The organism is Burkholderia sp. AU33423 (assembly GCF_002223135.1).
In the GTDB taxonomy this organism is placed as follows: Bacteria; Pseudomonadota; Gammaproteobacteria; order Burkholderiales; family Burkholderiaceae; genus Burkholderia; species Burkholderia lata_D.
This window is the reverse complement of the sequence record NZ_NKFH01000010.1, coordinates 460,433-476,490: the sequence shown is the minus strand read 5'-3', so window position 1 is coordinate 476,490 and position 16,058 is coordinate 460,433. Positions and strand designations below refer to the sequence as shown.

17 protein-coding genes are annotated in these 16,058 nt (G+C 67.3%); 7 read left to right on the top strand and 10 right to left on the bottom strand.

The features are described 5' to 3' along the window. Positions 1–26 precede the first annotated feature (26 nt). Together CFB50_RS37380 and CFB50_RS37375 are read right to left on the bottom strand one after the other, a co-directional pair. Positions 27–401, bottom strand: coding sequence for a gamma-glutamylcyclotransferase family protein (locus CFB50_RS37380; RefSeq protein ID WP_089449388.1), 375 nt, complete (start codon positions 399–401; stop codon positions 27–29). A gap of 58 nt (positions 402–459) precedes the next feature. Further along, complete coding sequence (locus CFB50_RS37375; RefSeq protein WP_089449387.1) at positions 460–1,110, bottom strand: LysE family translocator; 651 nt, start codon at positions 1,108–1,110, stop codon at positions 460–462. 165 nt (positions 1,111–1,275) lie between these two features. Between CFB50_RS37375 and CFB50_RS37370 the strand changes: the two genes are divergently transcribed. Then, on the top strand, positions 1,276–2,196 hold the full coding sequence (locus CFB50_RS37370; protein ID WP_089449386.1) for a LysR substrate-binding domain-containing protein: 921 nt from the start codon (positions 1,276–1,278) through the stop codon (positions 2,194–2,196). Positions 2,197–2,287: 91 nt separating this feature from the next. Here the strand turns inward: CFB50_RS37370 and CFB50_RS37365 are convergent, their stop codons facing one another. Then, entirely contained in the window at positions 2,288–3,124 is an 837-nt protein-coding gene (locus CFB50_RS37365) for an alpha/beta fold hydrolase (RefSeq protein ID WP_069249413.1), read from the bottom strand. A gap of 141 nt (positions 3,125–3,265) precedes the next feature. Between CFB50_RS37365 and CFB50_RS37360 the strand changes: the two genes are divergently transcribed. Continuing rightward, positions 3,266–3,808 (top strand): GNAT family N-acetyltransferase, encoded by a 543-nt coding sequence (locus CFB50_RS37360; protein ID WP_089449385.1) that lies wholly within the window; start codon positions 3,266–3,268, stop codon positions 3,806–3,808. An 82-nt stretch (positions 3,809–3,890) separates the two neighbouring features. On the opposite strand, the gene CFB50_RS37355 is transcribed toward CFB50_RS37360, so the two are convergent. Continuing rightward, positions 3,891–4,721: an oxidoreductase gene (locus tag CFB50_RS37355; protein ID WP_089449384.1), complete on the bottom strand. Its 831-nt coding sequence runs from the start codon at positions 4,719–4,721 to the stop codon at positions 3,891–3,893. Between the two features lie 94 nt (positions 4,722–4,815). Between CFB50_RS37355 and CFB50_RS37350 the strand changes: the two genes are divergently transcribed. After that, positions 4,816–5,787, top strand: a complete 972-nt coding sequence (locus CFB50_RS37350; RefSeq protein ID WP_089449383.1) for an AraC family transcriptional regulator — start codon at positions 4,816–4,818, stop codon at positions 5,785–5,787. 32 nt (positions 5,788–5,819) lie between these two features. On the opposite strand, the gene CFB50_RS37345 is transcribed toward CFB50_RS37350, so the two are convergent. The 3 genes from CFB50_RS37345 to CFB50_RS37335 form a co-directional block, all read right to left on the bottom strand. Then, positions 5,820–6,488, bottom strand: a complete 669-nt coding sequence (locus CFB50_RS37345) for an NUDIX hydrolase (RefSeq protein ID WP_089449382.1) — start codon at positions 6,486–6,488, stop codon at positions 5,820–5,822. 284 nt (positions 6,489–6,772) lie between these two features. Next, the gene (locus CFB50_RS37340) at positions 6,773–7,978 is read right to left on the bottom strand and encodes an MFS transporter (protein ID WP_089449381.1); all 1,206 of its coding nucleotides are present in this window, start codon (positions 7,976–7,978) and stop codon (positions 6,773–6,775) included. After that, positions 7,975–8,340, bottom strand: coding sequence for a RidA family protein (locus CFB50_RS37335; protein ID WP_089449380.1), 366 nt, complete (start codon positions 8,338–8,340; stop codon positions 7,975–7,977). Before CFB50_RS37335 ends, CFB50_RS37340 begins: the two co-directional genes overlap by 4 nt. Positions 8,341–8,473: 133 nt before the next feature. On the opposite strand from CFB50_RS37335, the gene CFB50_RS37330 reads away from it, so the two are divergent. Together CFB50_RS37330 and CFB50_RS37325 are read left to right on the top strand one after the other, a co-directional pair. Beyond that, positions 8,474–9,292: a TrmB family transcriptional regulator gene (locus CFB50_RS37330; protein WP_089449379.1), complete on the top strand. Its 819-nt coding sequence runs from the start codon at positions 8,474–8,476 to the stop codon at positions 9,290–9,292. Between the two features lie 87 nt (positions 9,293–9,379). Then, a complete protein-coding gene (locus CFB50_RS37325) occupies positions 9,380–10,237 on the top strand; it encodes a PhzF family phenazine biosynthesis protein (protein WP_089449378.1) in 858 nt (285 codons plus the stop codon). Positions 10,238–10,264: 27 nt separating this feature from the next. Here CFB50_RS37325 and CFB50_RS37320 read toward each other — a convergent pair whose 3' ends face one another. Beyond that, positions 10,265–11,428: an aldose epimerase family protein gene (locus tag CFB50_RS37320; protein ID WP_089449566.1), complete on the bottom strand. Its 1,164-nt coding sequence runs from the start codon at positions 11,426–11,428 to the stop codon at positions 10,265–10,267. 107 nt (positions 11,429–11,535) lie between these two features. On the opposite strand from CFB50_RS37320, the gene CFB50_RS37315 reads away from it, so the two are divergent. Continuing rightward, entirely contained in the window at positions 11,536–12,213 is a 678-nt protein-coding gene (locus tag CFB50_RS37315) for a hypothetical protein (RefSeq protein ID WP_089449377.1), read from the top strand. 186 nt (positions 12,214–12,399) lie between these two features. On the opposite strand, the gene CFB50_RS37310 is transcribed toward CFB50_RS37315, so the two are convergent. Then, positions 12,400–13,305, bottom strand: a complete 906-nt coding sequence (locus CFB50_RS37310) for a helix-turn-helix domain-containing protein (protein ID WP_089449376.1) — start codon at positions 13,303–13,305, stop codon at positions 12,400–12,402. Positions 13,306–13,425: 120 nt separating this feature from the next. On the opposite strand from CFB50_RS37310, the gene CFB50_RS37305 reads away from it, so the two are divergent. Next, on the top strand, positions 13,426–14,334 hold the full coding sequence (locus CFB50_RS37305; RefSeq protein ID WP_089449375.1) for a LysR family transcriptional regulator: 909 nt from the start codon (positions 13,426–13,428) through the stop codon (positions 14,332–14,334). A 168-nt stretch (positions 14,335–14,502) separates the two neighbouring features. Here CFB50_RS37305 and CFB50_RS37300 read toward each other — a convergent pair whose 3' ends face one another. Further along, positions 14,503–16,005 (bottom strand): mechanosensitive ion channel family protein, encoded by a 1,503-nt coding sequence (locus CFB50_RS37300; RefSeq protein ID WP_089449374.1) that lies wholly within the window; start codon positions 16,003–16,005, stop codon positions 14,503–14,505. Positions 16,006–16,058 lie beyond the last annotated feature (53 nt).

Sequence of the window (16,058 nt, the reverse complement as noted above, 5' to 3'; positions counted from 1 at the left end):
GCGACGCGCCTGTCCGCGCGCCGGATTCAGGCCGGCCGCGGCGAAGTCGCGTCCACGTATACCCACGCGGCCACGCCCGATTCGAGCACCACGCGATCGCGGCGATACGCGTCGACTTCGTAGTCGTCCGCGTGCTGCAGTTCTTCCGGCGTGATCGCGAACACGGTGCCCGTGACACGATCACCGGACTGGCCGGTATAAGCCACCACCGGATGATGCGTCTTCCCGCTCGTCGCCACCACGTCCGGATCGTCGATCTTCAGCATCGTCATCGCGTAGCCGGGCATCGCATCCTCGCGACCGTCGAGCTTGCGGCCGAAGGTCGCGAGCTGTACGGGTTCGAGTTGCAGCGTGCCATAGGAAAAGAGGTGTTCGGAGAAAGTCGGGGAGGTGCTGGACATGATCGAACTGGTCAAAAGAGTGGGAGCAAACGAAGCGTGACGCGGATCGCCGGCGGGCTTACGCGGCACCCGCGATCGTGCTGCCGAGCCCGGCGAGCGCAATCACGAGCAGCGCGCCCGCCGACGACGCCGTGATCCATCGCTGCTTGCGCTGAATCAGCGGATGGTTGATCGCGGCCATGTAGCTGGTCAGGATCGTGAAATCGACCGCGATCCACAGTGCGGCCAGGATGGCCAGGCTCACGCGCGAATCCGGCGTGATGCCGACGAACTGCGGAAAGAACGCGACGAAGAACAGCAGGTCCTTCGGATTCGCGATGCCGACGAGAAAGCCGCGCACGACGCCGGGCAAGCCTCGCGCCTGCGATGCCGGTTCGCGTTGCGCGACCTCATTGCCGTTGCGCGTCCGGCCGGCACGCCATTCACCGAGCAGCGTCCGGATGGCCAGCACCGCGATGAACACGCAACCCGCCACGTGCAACCCGGTCAACAGGCGCTCGCTGACGAGCACGACGCCGAACACCATCAGCATCGCCCCCGCGATCATCACGAGGCTCGCGGCATTCGCGCCCACCGCGGTCAGCATCCCCTGACGGAAGCCGCGCCGCGCGACGGTGCCGACCACGAGCATGACGACCGGGCCGGGCGTCGCGATGAGCAGCACGATCGCGGCGAAATAGGCAAACAGCAGCGGGTAGTGAAGTGTCATGACAAAAAGTTGTTGGGTGAATTGACGCGCGTGCCCGCCACGGTGGCATCATCGTGCTTCAGTGCACCGGACTGCGCGGTTTTATGAAGTATTCCGTACCCGGCGTGCTGTTGAAAAACGGAAAATTCTGCCGGATGACATGAGTTTTATTCACACTCAAAACCCGTGAAGGCCAAACCGCTCCCCCCTGTCTACGCGCTGCGCGCGTTCGAAAGCGCCGCGCGCACCGGCTCGTTTACGCTGGCCGCCGAGGAACTGAGCCTCACGCAAAGCGCGGTGAGCAAGCACGTGAAGACGCTCGAGGCGTACTTCGGCCGGAAACTGTTCGTCCGGCACGGCCCCAGAATGACCGTGACGGCGGAAGCGCACATCTTCGCGTCGGGCCTGCGGCGCGGCTTCCGGCAGATCGAGGAAGCGTGCGTGCTGTTCCAGTCGCAACGCGACGTGCTGCGGCTCAAGGCGCCGTCCACGCTCACGATGCGCTGGCTGCTCGACGCACTGGCCGCGTTTCGCGACACGCGGCCCGCGTTCGAGGTGCAGATCGCGAGCGTGTGGATGGACGTCGATACCGTCGATTTCTTCAGCGAATCCTACGATTGCGCGATCCTGCTCGGCACAGGCAGGTTCGGCGAGGCCACGCAGTGCGTGAAGCTGTTCGACGAATGGCTGATTCCGGTGTGCTCGCGGGCGACCGCGACGGTCGCACGCACGAATCCGGCGGCGTGCGAGCTGATCCACCCGTCGCCCGACCGGCGCGACTGGCGCCGCTGGCTCAAGGGCAGCGGCCATGATCTCGAGGTGGACATCACGCGCGGGCAGGTGTTCGACATGCTCGAACAGGGGATCGCGGCGGCGATTGCCGGCCACGGCATTTCGATCGGCGATCTCGCGCTGTGTGCGACCGCCATCGACGAGAAGCAGCTCGTGCTGCCGTTCAAGACGGCCGTCAATACGGGGGACGCGTACTACCTCGTCTGGCCGGAAGACTCCGCCAAGGCTGCCCAGGTGCGCGAACTGCTCGCGTTCCTGGAGAGCCGGATGCCGCGGCTGACGTTTCCGGGCATCCGCTTCAACGGCCCGGGCTGAACCGCAGCGGCCGCGTGGCCGACAGCGCGACTGCGCGCCGCCGGCCCGCAATGGCAGCGCAGCCCGCCGAAGCGGGCCGGCGCTCACCCTGTTACGCCTGCACGAACGCCAGCAGGTCGGCGTTGAGGACGTCCGCGTTGATCGTCAGCATCCCGTGCGAGTAGCCCGGGTACGTCTTCAGCGTGCCGTTCTTCAGCAGCTTGATCGACTTCAGCGCGGCATCCGCGATCGGCACGATCTGGTCGTCTTCGCCATGCAGCACGAGCGTCGGGACGGAGATCGACTTCAGGTCTTCGGTCTGGTCCGTTTCCGAAAACGCCTTGATGCCTTCATAATGCGCCTTGGCGCTGCCTTCCATCCCCTGGCGCCACCAGTTGCGGATCACGCCCTGATGCACGGTTGCACCTTCGCGGTTGAACCCGTAGAACGGGCCGCTCGCCACATCGAGGAAGAACTGCGCGCGATTGTCGGCGAGCGCTTTGCGGAAGCCGTCGAACACTTCGATCGGCAAGCCTTCCGGGTTCGATGCGGTTTTCACCATCAGCGGCGGCACCGCGCTGACCAGCACCGCCTTCGCGACGCGGCCGGCCGGCTCGCCGTGCTTCGCGACGTAACGCGCGACTTCGCCGCCACCGGTCGAGTGGCCGATGTGCACCGCATTGCGCAGGTCGAGCGCTTCGACGACCGCGAAAGCGTCCGCCGCGTAATGATCCATGTCATGACCGTCCGACACCTGCGCCGACCGGCCGTGGCCGCGCCGATCGTGCGCCACGACGCGATAGCCCTTCTGGACGAAGAAGAGCATCTGCGCATCCCAGTCGTCCGCGGACAACGGCCAGCCATGATGGAAGACGATGGGCTGCGCGTCCTTCGGGCCCCAATCCTTGTAGAAAATCTCGACGTGATCCTTCGTTGTGACGGTTGGCATCTCGATGGACTCCGGTAAGGTGGATGAGCTCGGCGCTGTGGCCGGTAGCCATTATCGGACAGGTTTGTTAAACGATGATGCCAAGTTGCGAATGACCGTCGACAATGTCGTCGACGTGGATGAACCCTCGAGGTGCGAACGATGGCGCTGCGCGCTGACCCGATTCACATCGAATCGGACCGACTTTCGATCAAGCCGTTTTCTGCCGGCGACGCCGGTGCGGCGTTTCCGTGCATCACACCGACCCTGACGCGCTTCATGGCCTGGGAGCCGCCTCCCGACCGCGCCAGCTTCGATCGCATCTGGCGCGCGTGGCTGCCTTCTATCGCGGACGGGAGCGACTTCGTCTTCACGGTCCGCCAACGCGACTGCGGAATGTTCCTGGGCCTGGCCGGCCTTCATCACGTCACGATTGCCGGTGCGGAACTCGGTGTCTGGATTCGCGAGGACCGCCATCGCGAAGGCATCGGCCGTGAAGCGGTCGGTCTCGTCGTCGAATGGGCATGCGCGACGCTCGGCATTCGACGCTTCACCTATCCGGTTGCCGAAGCCAACGAACCCAGCCGCCGCATCGCGGAATCGCTGGGCGGCACGGTCGTGCAGCGTGGCGAAACGCCCAAATACCCGTCGGTCACCTACCTGATATTGCGAGACACGGCCATCGCCGATCGCGGCAACGCGTAGCGCGCCGGCGGCTGAGCAACCGCGCCGAAACCCGCACAGCGGCGGCCCAACGCGGCGTTCGCGTGCCCGTTCGCGCCGCACGTCAACCATCCGTCGACACCGTCACGGCCTCCCACGCGCGAATTTCCGCGTCCAGTGCAGCCAATTTTCCACGTACCAGCCGCAGCGCATCGCTGCCGAGCAGCAGGTGCGCGGGCGGACGTTCCGCGGCAATCACCGCGAGCATCGCCCGCGCAGCCTTCACGGGATCGCCCAACTGCTTGCCGCTCTTCTCTTCACGCGCGTGGCGGATCGGATCGAAGAGCGCGTCGTAATCCGGGATCGAGCGCGGCGTGCGCGCCATCGAGCGGCCGGCCCAGTCGGTGCGGAACGAACCCGGCGCCACGGCCGTCACCGCGATGCCGAACGGCTCCAGCTCCTTGCCGACGGTTTCGGTGATACCTTCCAGCGCGAACTTGCTGCCGCAGTAGTAAGCGATGCCCGGCATCGTGATGTGGCCGCCCATCGACGTGATGTTGAGGATGTGGCCACGCCGCCGTTCGCGCATAGTCGGTATGACCGCCTTCATCATCGCGACCGCGCCGAATACGTTCACGTCGAACTGCCGGCGCATCTCCGCGAGCGGCGCCTCTTCCATGATCCCTTCGTGCCCGTAGCCGGCGTTGTTCACCAGGACGTCGACGGGCCCCACGTTCGCCTCGATGTCCGCCACGACGCCGTCGATGCGATCGAAGTCGGTCACGTCGAGCACCCGCGCGAAGGCCTGCGCGGACAGCGCGTCGAAATCCTGCGCCGCCTGCGCGCTTCGCACGGTGCCGACCACCGTGTAACCCGCCGCGAGGGACTCCTGCGCGAGCGCGCGGCCAAAGCCGCTGCTGACGCCGGTAATGAGCATGAGCTTGCCGGATGCCATTTGAGCTTCTCCCGAATGTCGATTGGAGCGTGCATACTAGTCTGACGAACCACACCGGATAAGCCCGATTCCGCTGATTTTCTTGCACAAAACTATGAGCGCCGATCCCATCCCCGCCCGATCCCCGACGCTGTCGCCGCGCGACCGGAAACGCCTGGTGACGCTGCTGCGCGCGCTGGCGCCCGACGAAGGCTACAACCTGACGGCGCTGCCGAGCGTGCGCATCCTGCGCTCGAACCGCGCGTTGTCGCGCACGCCGGTGCTGTACGACCCGGGCATCGTGATCGTGTGCCAGGGCTCCAAGCGCGGCTACTTCGGCGGCGAGCGCTATCTGTACGACGAGCATCACTACCTGGCGGTGTCCGTGCCCGTGCCGTTCAGCATGGAAACCGACGCCACGCCCGAACGCCCGCTGCTCGCGCTGTACCTGCACCTCGATTTCACGTTGGCCGCCGAACTCGCCGCGCAGATCGACCGCGCCGGCCTCGCGGAAACCGTGCAGGCGCCGAAGAGCATGATGTCGACGCCGATGGACGAAGCGATGCACGCGTCGGTGCTGCGTTTCGTCGAGGCGATGCACCGGCCGCTCGACGCCGCGGTGCTCGGCCCGGCGCTGCTGCGCGAGCTGTATTTCCGCGTGCTCACCGGCGCGCAAGGCAACGCGATGCGCAGCGCGCTGGCGATGCGCGGGCAGTTCGGCCGGATCGGCCGGTCACTGCGCGTGATCCATGGCGATTACGCGCAGCCGCTCGACGTGTCGCAACTGGCCGACGAAGCCGGCATGAGCGTGCCGAGCTTTCACAGCCACTTCAAGGCGATCACGCAGGTGTCGCCGATGCAGTACCTGAAATCGACACGGCTGCATCAGGCGCGCCTGCTGATGGTGCGCGAGGACCTGACGGCGGAGGCGGCCGGCTACGCGGTGGGTTATACGAGCCCGTCGCAGTTCAGCCGTGAATTCAAGCGCCTGTTCGGCCTGACGCCGGCGAAGGAGGCGCAGCGCATGCGCGAAAGCTTCGCGATTCCGGAAGCCTTCGAGGATGCGGCATTCGTGTCGTCGCATTGACGTGCGTCGGCGGGCGACCGTCACGTATGCCGTCAACGCATGGCATCGCGGACCAGACCGGCGAGCGACCTCAGGATGAGCGCCGTCACGCCCCAGATGTCCTGCGCCTGCTCCGCCCAGTACCATGCGCCCGCGCGTTCGCCGTCCGTGTATTGCCGCAGCAGGTCCGGATTCAGCAGCACGGCGAACGGAAACTCGAAGATCTCCGCGACTTCCGCGGGCGCCGCCTCCCAGATCGCCGTTTCCGGCACGATGCCGATCACGGGAAAGATCGCGTGATTGCGCTTTCTGGTTTTGTGGATCGGCAAGCTGCCGACCAAGCGGACCGCATCGGGCGCGAGGCGGATTTCCTCGAACGCCTCGCGCAACGCGGTCGCGCCGATATCGCGATCGGACTTGGTCGGGCGTCCGCCCGGAAAACTCACATGCGACGAGTATTCCCTGAGATCCGACGCGCGCGTGGTCAGCAGGATCGTCGGCTCGCGCCGCGCGACGATCGCGACCAGCACCGCCGAGAATTTCCACTGCCTATCGTTGTCCGCGAGGGTTTGCATCGCGGTCGGCCAATCGGTGCCGGCAGGGATGCCGTGGCCTTCCACGCCACGGATGATCGCGTCCAGGAGAGTTTGCGGCGTGCCGGTTTCCGCATGCGCGCCGGCCAACCCGACGCCGGTATTCAGGACGCTTCCGTCTGGTTCCATGTCTTCCTCCTGCGTGCAGCAGCCGGCACGCGCCGAGCGACACTGAACCCGACACGTGTTGCTTGGGTACGGCGTCGTGATGGCCAATCCGATGAGCCCGTGTTCGCATGCGATCGCAAATGACACGCGAGGGCGCGTGAATGCCTGTTCCAGCGCAAAAATATCCGTGAGCGGTGCGGATCGTTGAATGCCGGAACCGGATCGCCGTCGATCGACCGCGCAATCCGATCATGCACGAAAAATGAAATTCGGATCGGTCGCGCGCACGCACGTCGTGTCTGCGCTCAACGGGCGGAGGTCGGCTCGCTCCGCGCATCGACGCTCGCCGATGCGGTACCAATCAACCCGGCCGCCGCGATTGCCGCAGCCGCCACGACCATCATCGCGCCCCACCCCACTCGCGCGTTGAGCAATCCCGCCGCCACCGCACCAACGGCACCAGCCGCGTAGTAGAGCGTCAGGTACGCTGCGCTCAATGCCCCGGCCTGGGCCGGTTGAATCGCGACGACACGCGTCTGGTTCGCGACCTGCGCGGCAAAGCACCCGGCATCGAACAGGGCCAGCCCCGCGCCCAGCCATCCGGGATGACCGAGCGCAACGCCGAGCAGCAACGCCGACACGGCCGCGACGAAGAGCCCGCCCCCGATGACCACGCGATCGCCGAACCGGTCGGCGAGTTTTCCGGCCACGCGCGTCACGCCGAGACCCAGCACGCCCGCGAGACTGTACGCACCGATCGCCGCGGCACCGAGGCTATACGGCGGCTCGGCCAGGCGAAGCGCGAGCCCTACCCAGACCAGGTTGAACGCGAAGAACCAGAGCATGCCGGCGCCGGTACGGCGCCTCAACTGAGCACTGTCGCGCAGCAACCGCGGCATGGCGCCCATCGCGTTCGCCCGGCCGGGCAGCCCTTCCGGCCGGCCGCCGGGCAACCGCGCGGCAGCGCCGATAGCGGCCAGCGCAACGCACCCGGCCAGCACGAGCAAAGCGCCGCGCCACCCGCACCATTGCGACAACACGCCGCCCACGAAACGGCTCAGCAGGATCCCGGCCGACATGCCGGCCGACACGGCCCCCATCGCGACGCCGCGCCGTTGCGGATCCGCATGTTTGCCGGCGACGGCGCTGCATTGCGCCGCGACCGTCGTTGCCGCCCCCACCAGAAAGAAACCCGCGTCGAGCGCGAGCGGGCCGGGCGACCCCGACACGCACGCCAGCAACAACGCGAGCGCACCCATCTGCGTCGCGACGAGCGCGCGCGGACTGAACCGGTCAGCCAGCGGCACCAGCAACGCAAGGCCGACCAGATAACCGAGCATCGTCACGGACGCGAGGGCCGCCATGCGCGACGCCGCCACGCCGAACTCGCTCGCGATGGCCGACAGCGACGGCTGCAGCGCATACCCGTTCGCGATCGCCACGCCGGCCGCCAGTGCGAGCATGCCCGTCGCGGTGCGGGAAAGCGGCACGCGGTTGCCGGCGACGGTCATGCCGCGGCCCTGACCGCGATCGCTTCGACTTCGACGAGGATGTCCGGATCGACGAACGGAAGCGCATGCACGAGCGAAAACGCCGGCCGGATATCGCCGTAGATTTCTCCATGCGCGCGCGCCGCGGCTTCCCAGTTGTCGAAGTCCGCGACCACCAGGCGGCTCTGGACGACGTCCGACAACGAGAACCCGCTGTCCGCCAGCACCCGGTCGATCGTCGCCAGCGCATCGCGTGTCTGCGCGTACACGTCCGCTCCTTTGCCGGCGGTTCCCGAAATGTAGATGGTGTCGTCGACGACCACGGCGCGCGAGTAGCCGACCTTGGGCTCCCACGGGGAGCCGGTACTGATCCGTTTTCGCATCTTGAAGATCCCTCCAGTCAGGTTGAGATACAACGCCTACTACTTGGGTAGTAAGTTAATGCGATTGTATACTACTCCGGTAGTTAATCAAGAAACCTCACGCAAGTCGTCGTGGGAGCAGGAGCCGATACACATGAGCGAGAACACGGAGCTGATCACGTCGTTGATCCGGCTTGGATTCACCCAGTACGAGGCGCAGGCCTACGCGGCCCTCGTCGGGCAGGCCGCGCTGACGGGCGCGGAAGTCGGCCGGCGCGCCGGCATGCCGCCCTCGAAGATCTACGAAACGCTGGGTCGCCTGGAAACGCGCGGCGCGGTGCTCGTCAACCGGTCGGAGCCCGTCCGCTATGCGGCCGTGCCCCACCGGTCGTTGCTCGAGGATCTGCGCACGCGCTTCAATGCGGATCTCGAACTGGCCGCGGGCGCGCTCGATCGGCTGCCGGTCCAGCAGGAGCCGGGGCTCGTCTGGTCGTTGAGCGGGCGGGAAGCGATCGCCAGCGCCTTCGCGCGCGTCATCGTCGGTGCGAAAACGCAGATCTTCGCAGGCGTCTGGGACGAAGAGATCGACGATCTCGGGCCGCTGCTCGAGGCGGCCGCGGCGCGGGGCGTCGACACGCACGTGGCGATTTACGGCACGCGCACGCTCAATGGGCCGCGCCATTACGACATGGCCAAATGCGGCGCCAGCGCGAGGCTCCGGCTGTCCGGCCGCCGGCTCGCCGTCGCGGTGGCGGACAACACCGAGGCAGTGGTGGCGGAATTCGGCGATCATTCCCCCGATCACGCCACCTTGACGACCAATCCGGTCATCGCACTGCTCGCGGTCGAGTACATCAAGGCGGACGTGAGCGGGCGCGTGTTGATCGACGCGATGAGTCCGGCGGAGTACAAGAAGATCCTGAAGCACCCCGACATGCAGGCGATGCTTGCGCCGCTCGACAAGCCGAGCTGACCTATGCGACGTCGCGCGGCCGCCGGTGCATCGAGCCGCGCGCACCTCACCCAGGTACGGTCATTCCCCCTCTCACGCGAGCGTCTAATGCCTTCCTACGCCTTCCGCCTGCTGAACGTATTCGCCGAATCGACTTTCGGCGGCAACCCGCTTTGCGTATTCGACGATGCGCGCGGCATGGACGACGCGACCATGCGGGCACTCGCCGTGCAATTCAACCTGTCCGAAACGACCTTCGTGCTGCCGTCGGAGCACGCCCATGCGCGGGTTCGCATCTTTACGCCGGGTCATGAGATGGCTTTTGCGGGCCATCCGACGCTCGGCACCGCGCATGTCGTGCGTGACTTGCAGGGTGCGGGCAACGAGCTCGCGCTCGAGTTCAAGGCCGGGGTGGTCGAGGTCAGCGCGCGCGACGACGTGTGGACGTTCACCGCGCCGCACGCAGGCATGCCGAAGACGGCGCCATGTGAATTGTCCGATGCCCGAATGGCGGCATTGCTGGGGCTCACGGAAGACGATCTGCTCGCACCGCCGATCTGGATCGACACCGGCGCCGACCAGTTGCTGGTCGCGCTCAAGGACCCCGCCGCCGTGCGTCGCGCGCAGCCCGACAGTGCCTGCCTCGATATCTGGCCGACCAGCAGCCTCGGCCGCAAGACCGCCTACGTATTCGCGTTCGATGCCGAGCGGCCGGGGACGGTGGTGTCGCGCTACTTCTTCGTGAAGCAAGGCAGCGTCTCGGAAGACCCGGGCACGGGGTCGGCCTGTGCGAATCTGGGCGGGTGGCTGCTTGCGATGAATCGCGACCTGCCGGCCGCGTTTCAGGTCGAACAGGGTGACGCTATTGGCCGGCCTTGCCGGTTGCGGTTGTCGGTCAGTGCGAGCGGTGAAATCGGCGTCGGCGGGCGCGTGATCGAACTCGGGCGTGGCGTGATCAACCTGTAGCGGAGACGATCCGGCCCGCGCCCCGGTTCACCGCGCCCCCACCCGCCACACCGTCACTTCGTGCAGCGTCTCGCCGGGCTTGAGCAGCGTCGTCGGGAATGCCGGATGATTCGGCGAATCGGGAAAATGTTCGGCCTCCAGCGCGAACGCATCGGTTGGCCGATAGACCGTCCCGCCCTTGCCCGCGACGCTGCCGTTCAGCCCGTTGGCCGTATAGAACTGCAGCCCCGGCTGTGTCGTGTACACCTCGAGGAAACGCCCCGACGCCGGGTCGTAAACGCGCGCGGCAAACGCCGGCGCCGGCTGGCCGCCCTGGTCGAGCACCCAGTTCTGGTCGTACCCATGCGCGATGACGAGCTGCGGATATGCGTCGCGCAGATGCGCACCGATCGGTGTCAACTGGCGCAGATCCATCGGCGTGCCCGCCACGCTCGCCAGTTGCCCGGTCGGAATCGACGTATCGTCGGTCGGCGTGAAGCGCGAGGCGGCGATCTCGATCAGCTGCCGCTCGACGCTGCCACCCGCCTGCCCGGCCAGATTGAAATAGCTGTGGTTGGTCAGGTTGACGACCGTATCCTTGTCGGTCGTCGCGCGATAGTCGATGCGGATCTGGCTATCGCGCGTCAGCGTGTAGGTGACGTCCGTCGTCAACGTGCCGGGAAAGCCGTTCTCGCCGTCAGGGCTCACGTAGCGCAGCGTGACGCTCGAACCGTTCGCGTCGCCGTGCGTACCGGTGACCGTCCATACCTTCGCGTCGAAACTGCCGGGGCCGCCATGCAGTGTGTTCGGCCCGTCGTTGACCGGCAGCGTCCACGTCCGGCCATCGAGCGGGAACCGCCCGCCGGCAATGCGGTTCGCATACCGGCCGATCAGTGCGCCGAAATGGATGTTGCCGTTGTGCGCTTCGTAGTCGTGCAGCGAATCGAAGCCGAGCGCGATGTCGGCAACGTGGCCGGCCCGGTCCGGCACGTTCAGTGCGGTCACGATGCCGCCATACGTGATGACTTGCAGCGTCACGCCGTGCCGGTTCGCGAGCGTGTACTGGCTCACCGCCTGCCCGGTCGCGGTCGTCCCGTAATCCGCGCGGCTGATCGATACGTCGGGCGCCGCCGATGCGGGCCCTGCGTGCAGCGCGAACACCCCGACCGCGCAGATCGCGAGCAGCGGGCATCGCGGCCAGATGCGTTTCATGGCAACCTCCGATACGGTGCGATCCGTGCGCATGCGCAAGCGGCGTGCCTGCTCGCGGCCACGTTTGCTATGCTTCGCGCATCCGCCTGCCCGAGCCGATCGCCGCCATGAACGCCCTCGATCCCGATATCGCGCGCACGCTGCGCGCCGCCTGCGACGCCTGCTTCGGCACGACGGCCGTGTGGCCGCTCGTCGAACGCGCGTACGGCGAGCCGCAGCGCTTCTACCACACGCTCTCCCATCTGGCGGAATTGTTCGCGCACCTCGCGCCCTATCGCGCGGACCCGCTGTGGCCGGCCATCGAGCTGGCCGTGTGGGCACACGACATCGTCTACGCGACGACACTGCCGGATCATGCGGATAACGAAGCGCTCAGCGCGCAATGGCTCGCGCAGGTCACGCACTCGCGTTGCGACGCAGCCTGGTTGCACGCGCATGCATCGCACGTGTCCGTTGCCCGCGACCTGGTGCTGGCGACGAAGTCGCACCGGCTGCCTGACGGATTCGCCGTCGATCCGGAATTGCAGCGCGCCGCGCAAATTTTCCTCGACGCCGATCTCGCAATCCTCGCGGCCGCACCCGAACGGCTGCGCGAGTACGACCGCGCAATCGCGCGCGAGTGGGCGCAGGATCCCGATGCACCGTCGGCAGGCTTCCGCGCCGGCCGCAAGCAGGCGCTCGAGCGTCTGCGCGCGCAGGCCCCGTTGTTTCGATCGGCGGAATTCGCGCCGCTCGAGCAGCACGCGCAACGCAATCTCGACATGCTGATCGGCTTCTACGCATAAGCCCCCTGCGCACACCGCTACAGGCGCGCGCTTATCTGGCCGGCGTGGCGCAAGCCGCGCGCCGCACGTGCGATCGCCGCTACTGCGCCCGCCCCGCACCCGGCCGAATCGAGCCGCGCAGGATGCCCACGTTCCGATACCGGATGACGAGGCGAACCTCGCCTACCCGGCCCCGCATCACGACGATCAGGTATGGTCGGCGCGCCAGCGGCGAGGGCTGACGCCGGTCAAGCGCGTGAAGGTCCGCGAGAAGTGGCTCTGATCGGCAAAACCGCATGCGGCGGCGATCATGCTCAACGGCAGGCTCGGATTGCGCATCCATTCCTTCGCCCGTTCGACGCGCTGCACGATGAGCCAGCGATGCGGCGGCAGCCCGGTCGTCTGATGAAACGCCTTCACGAAATAGCTGCGAGACAGCCCGCATGCGCTCGCCACGTCGGCCAGCCCGAGGTTGCCGTCGAGATGCTCGAGCAGGAGCTCCTTCGCACGGCGCTCCTGCGACGGCGTGAGTTTCCCGTACGTCTTTTCCCGCCGCTCGCTGACGCCGCCGTAACGGTGGGCCACGTGCGCCTGAAACGCGAGGCCGACGTGATCGATGAACATCTGCGACGCCTGGTCGGGCCGCGCGAGCGCGGGCAGCAGCGACTGGCCGAGCGAGTGGATGATCGGATCGTGCGCGCTCAGGTGAGGCGGCAGGTAAAGCCGCGGCCGCTGCCGGCCGCCGAGGTCGTCCACCGTTTCCTCGAGCAGCGGGCGCGGCATGTGGAAATGCATGCAGTCGAACGCGCCCTTCAGATCGGCTACCCAGTCGCGATCGAGATCGTAAACCGTGACCGTGCCCGCGCCGTACGGCACGAACGGTGCGCGGCGGCCGTCGAGCCACAGATCCTGTTCGCCGAACGGACGCAACTGCAACACGATGAGATCCGAATTCTCCAGTTGATAGGGCGCGGTGAGCCCGCTGTTGCGGCGCAGCGACTGCAGCCGGACGATGCTGACCTGTCCCTTCGGCAGCGCCTGCGCGACGACGGTCTGCCGGACGTCGGCCGGGATGAAATCGGAAGAAGCGTTGTCCGCCTGACGTGCAGTCATGAGTGGAGACAAGCATGTGAATGACGACGCGCATCAGTCTAGCAAACCACCATGACGCGCGCTGCCCTTCGTGCGGCACGCGCTGGTATGATGCGCCAGCCGCCCCTACCGGAACTCGCGATGAAGCTGTCATTCGAAGCGCTCGAAGCCCTCGATGCGATCGACCGTACCGGAACGTTCGCCGAAGCCGCGGAACTGCTGCATCGCGTGCCGTCCGCCCTGACCTACCTGGTGCAGAAACTCGAGAGCGATCTCGGCGTCATGCTGTTCGACCGCAGCGGCCGGCGCGCGAAGCTCACGCACGCGGGCCGCATCGTCGTCGAGGAAGGCCGGCGGCTCCTGCATGCGGCCGAACAGCTGGAGATGAAGGCGCAGCGCGCGCAGGCAGGCTGGGAAACCGAGGTCCGCATCTGTATCGACGAGATCCTGCCGTTCGACGCGATGTGGCCATTCGTGCACCGGTTCTATGCACTCGGGATGGATACGCGGCTGCGGCTGTCGACCGAAGTGCTCGGCGGCACCTGGGACGCGCTGATCTCGCGCCGCGCGGATCTCGTCGTCGGCGCCGCCGGAGCGCCGCCCGAACTGCCGAACATCATCGCGCGCCCGATCGGCGCGCTGAAACACGTGTTCGCCGTTGCGCCGACCCATCCGCTCGCCGCGCTCCCCGAGCCGCTGTCGATGGCGGCGGTCGTCCAGTATCGCGGCGCGGTGATCAGCGATACGTCGCGCGAGTTGCCGCCGCAGTCGGTGGCGATCGACGCGGGCCAGCCGACGCTCGCGGTGCCGACGCTCGCGGCCAAGCTCGATGCGCAATGCGAAGGGCTCGCGGTGGGCACGCTGCCGGAATGCATCGCCGCGCGCGCGATCGCCGACGGCAAGCTCGTCGCCCGCAGGGTGACCGGCATGCGCGACACCACGCATTGCTATCTCGCCTGGCGCAGCGACGAGGCCGGCCGCGCACTCCTGTGGTGGGTCGAGCAACTCGATCGCCCCGATCTCGTCGATCGGCTTTTGCAGCTCGCGTGATCGCGCCGTCCGTGCGCCGCGCGCAAACGTGTTGTCTGCCTTCTCGCCTTCCCGCCTGAACGACCCGACTCACCTGAACGCTTGCAGCGCGCCGGCCCTTGGCCGCTGCGCTTGCCCGCGCGCGTGCTTCGGCGCCAGCGAAGGTCACTGACCGCGGCGCGCCGCGCGTCAGACGATCGAATCGTGCACGCGCTTCATTTCCTTCTCGAGCCACGCGATCAGGCTGAATGACGCGTGCGCCTTCTCGACCGGCGGGATCATCAGCCGTTCCTCGGTCGCGATATGTTCGGTGACCGATTCACACATCAGCCTGCCGAGCTCCGGCTTCCTGCGGATCAGCGCCGACAGGTCCTCGCTGCGCAGCTGCAGGACGGTCATCGCTGTCACCGCATGCACGGTCGCATGCAGGCGCGTGCCGGCCAGCACGACCGATTGCCCGATCGCATCGCCGGGCGCCATGCGCCGCACCTCGACGTCGCCCGACGGGCCCGGCACGAATACGGCCGCGACGCCGGATTCGACGATCGTCAGCACGCGCGTATCTGAATTCGACGCATAGATCACGTCGCCCTGGCCGAACGAACGCGTTACCAGCGCATCGGCCAGCGCAGCGAGATCGTCGTCGTCGACGCGCGCGAACAGGTCCACCGCACGCAACAGCAGCAACCGGCGCGATACGTCATGCCGGTCATGCCGGTCGTGCCGGTCGCGCCCGTCCGCCGCCGCTGACGGCGCGGTGCTCGAGAGCGGCCGCCACGCGGTGCCTGCCGCGGCCAGATGCCGATGCGCGAGATCGTACAGTGCGTTGCGCACGGCCGTCGTCTTCTGCAGCGCGTCGACGTAACAGAGGAGCTCGTAGCGGATCGCGTTGGTGCCGAATGCCTTCACGACGGCAACGGGCGCGGGGCGCGCGAGTACGTCGAGCGAACTGGCCGCTGCCCGCTCGAGCGCGCCGACGACGACCGCCGGCCGCATCGCGGGATCGACGTCGAGCGCGAGCGTCACGCCGTGCAGGCCGGACGGTTCGCTGAGGTTCACGATCGTTGCGCGGGCCGCGGCGCTGTTCGGCACGACGACCAGGTTGCCGAGGCTGTCGATCAGCTTCGTCGCCCGCCAGTTGCTCTCGACGATCCGCCCTTCGATCTCGCCGATCGACACGGTGTCGTTCAGGCGAAACGGCTGCGTGGTGTTCAGCACGAGCCCGGAGAACACGTCGTTCAGCGTGTTCTGCAGTGCGAGACCGAGGATCACCGCCACGGCGCCGGACGTCGCGACGACGCCGCTCAACGGCAGCCCGAGCACGTAGCCCAACGCGGCGACCGCCGCCGCACCGAACACGACGCCCGCGGCGATGTCGTGAAAGAGCCGCTGGCTGCGCCACGCGGGCGGCAACAGCAGATGATCGAGCAGCAGGCTGAAGACGATCGCGCATTGCAGCCACCAGACGATGCAGACGGCCTGGAGCGCGACGCGGTCGAGGCCCGTGGCCGACGCGGGAACGGCGAGCGGGCTCACGCCGTGCGTGAACAGCACGGCGGTCAGTGCGGCGAACGCCGCGCAGCGCCAGACGGCCCGCATCGCGCCGCGACCGCGCCCGAACAGACGCCATGCGACGAGATCGGCCAGCACAATCGGCGTGCCGTACAGCGCGGTATCGGAGAGATTCAGCATATCGGAACGCAACGATGGCGACGGCAGCGTGACGGTCGGACCGTCACCGCTGC

Excerpts from the sequence above, each read along its gene's own strand:
- CFB50_RS37335 (WP_089449380.1), bottom strand. The coding sequence starts at position 8,340 with ATGCGAAAACGGATCAGTACCGGCTCCCCGTGGGAGCCCAAGGTCGGC.
- CFB50_RS37315 (WP_089449377.1), top strand. The coding sequence starts at position 11,536 with ATGAACGCCCTCGATCCCGATATCGCGCGCACGCTGCGCGCCGCCTGC.
- CFB50_RS37325 (WP_089449378.1), top strand. The coding sequence starts at position 9,380 with ATGCCTTCCTACGCCTTCCGCCTGCTGAACGTATTCGCCGAATCGACT.
- CFB50_RS37350 (WP_089449383.1), top strand. The coding sequence starts at position 4,816 with ATGAGCGCCGATCCCATCCCCGCCCGATCCCCGACGCTGTCGCCGCGC.
- CFB50_RS37355 (WP_089449384.1), bottom strand. The coding sequence starts at position 4,721 with ATGGCATCCGGCAAGCTCATGCTCATTACCGGCGTCAGCAGCGGCTTT.
- CFB50_RS37330 (WP_089449379.1), top strand. The coding sequence starts at position 8,474 with ATGAGCGAGAACACGGAGCTGATCACGTCGTTGATCCGGCTTGGATTC.
- CFB50_RS37340 (WP_089449381.1), bottom strand. The coding sequence starts at position 7,978 with ATGACCGTCGCCGGCAACCGCGTGCCGCTTTCCCGCACCGCGACGGGC.
- CFB50_RS37380 (WP_089449388.1), bottom strand. The coding sequence starts at position 401 with ATGTCCAGCACCTCCCCGACTTTCTCCGAACACCTCTTTTCCTATGGC.
- CFB50_RS37305 (WP_089449375.1), top strand. The coding sequence starts at position 13,426 with ATGAAGCTGTCATTCGAAGCGCTCGAAGCCCTCGATGCGATCGACCGT.
- CFB50_RS37310 (WP_089449376.1), bottom strand. The coding sequence starts at position 13,305 with ATGACTGCACGTCAGGCGGACAACGCTTCTTCCGATTTCATCCCGGCC.
- CFB50_RS37360 (WP_089449385.1), top strand. The coding sequence starts at position 3,266 with ATGGCGCTGCGCGCTGACCCGATTCACATCGAATCGGACCGACTTTCG.
- CFB50_RS37375 (WP_089449387.1), bottom strand. The coding sequence starts at position 1,110 with ATGACACTTCACTACCCGCTGCTGTTTGCCTATTTCGCCGCGATCGTG.
- CFB50_RS37300 (WP_089449374.1), bottom strand. The coding sequence starts at position 16,005 with ATGCTGAATCTCTCCGATACCGCGCTGTACGGCACGCCGATTGTGCTG.
- CFB50_RS37320 (WP_089449566.1), bottom strand. The coding sequence starts at position 11,428 with ATGAAACGCATCTGGCCGCGATGCCCGCTGCTCGCGATCTGCGCGGTC.
- CFB50_RS37345 (WP_089449382.1), bottom strand. The coding sequence starts at position 6,488 with ATGGAACCAGACGGAAGCGTCCTGAATACCGGCGTCGGGTTGGCCGGC.
- CFB50_RS37365 (WP_069249413.1), bottom strand. The coding sequence starts at position 3,124 with ATGCCAACCGTCACAACGAAGGATCACGTCGAGATTTTCTACAAGGAT.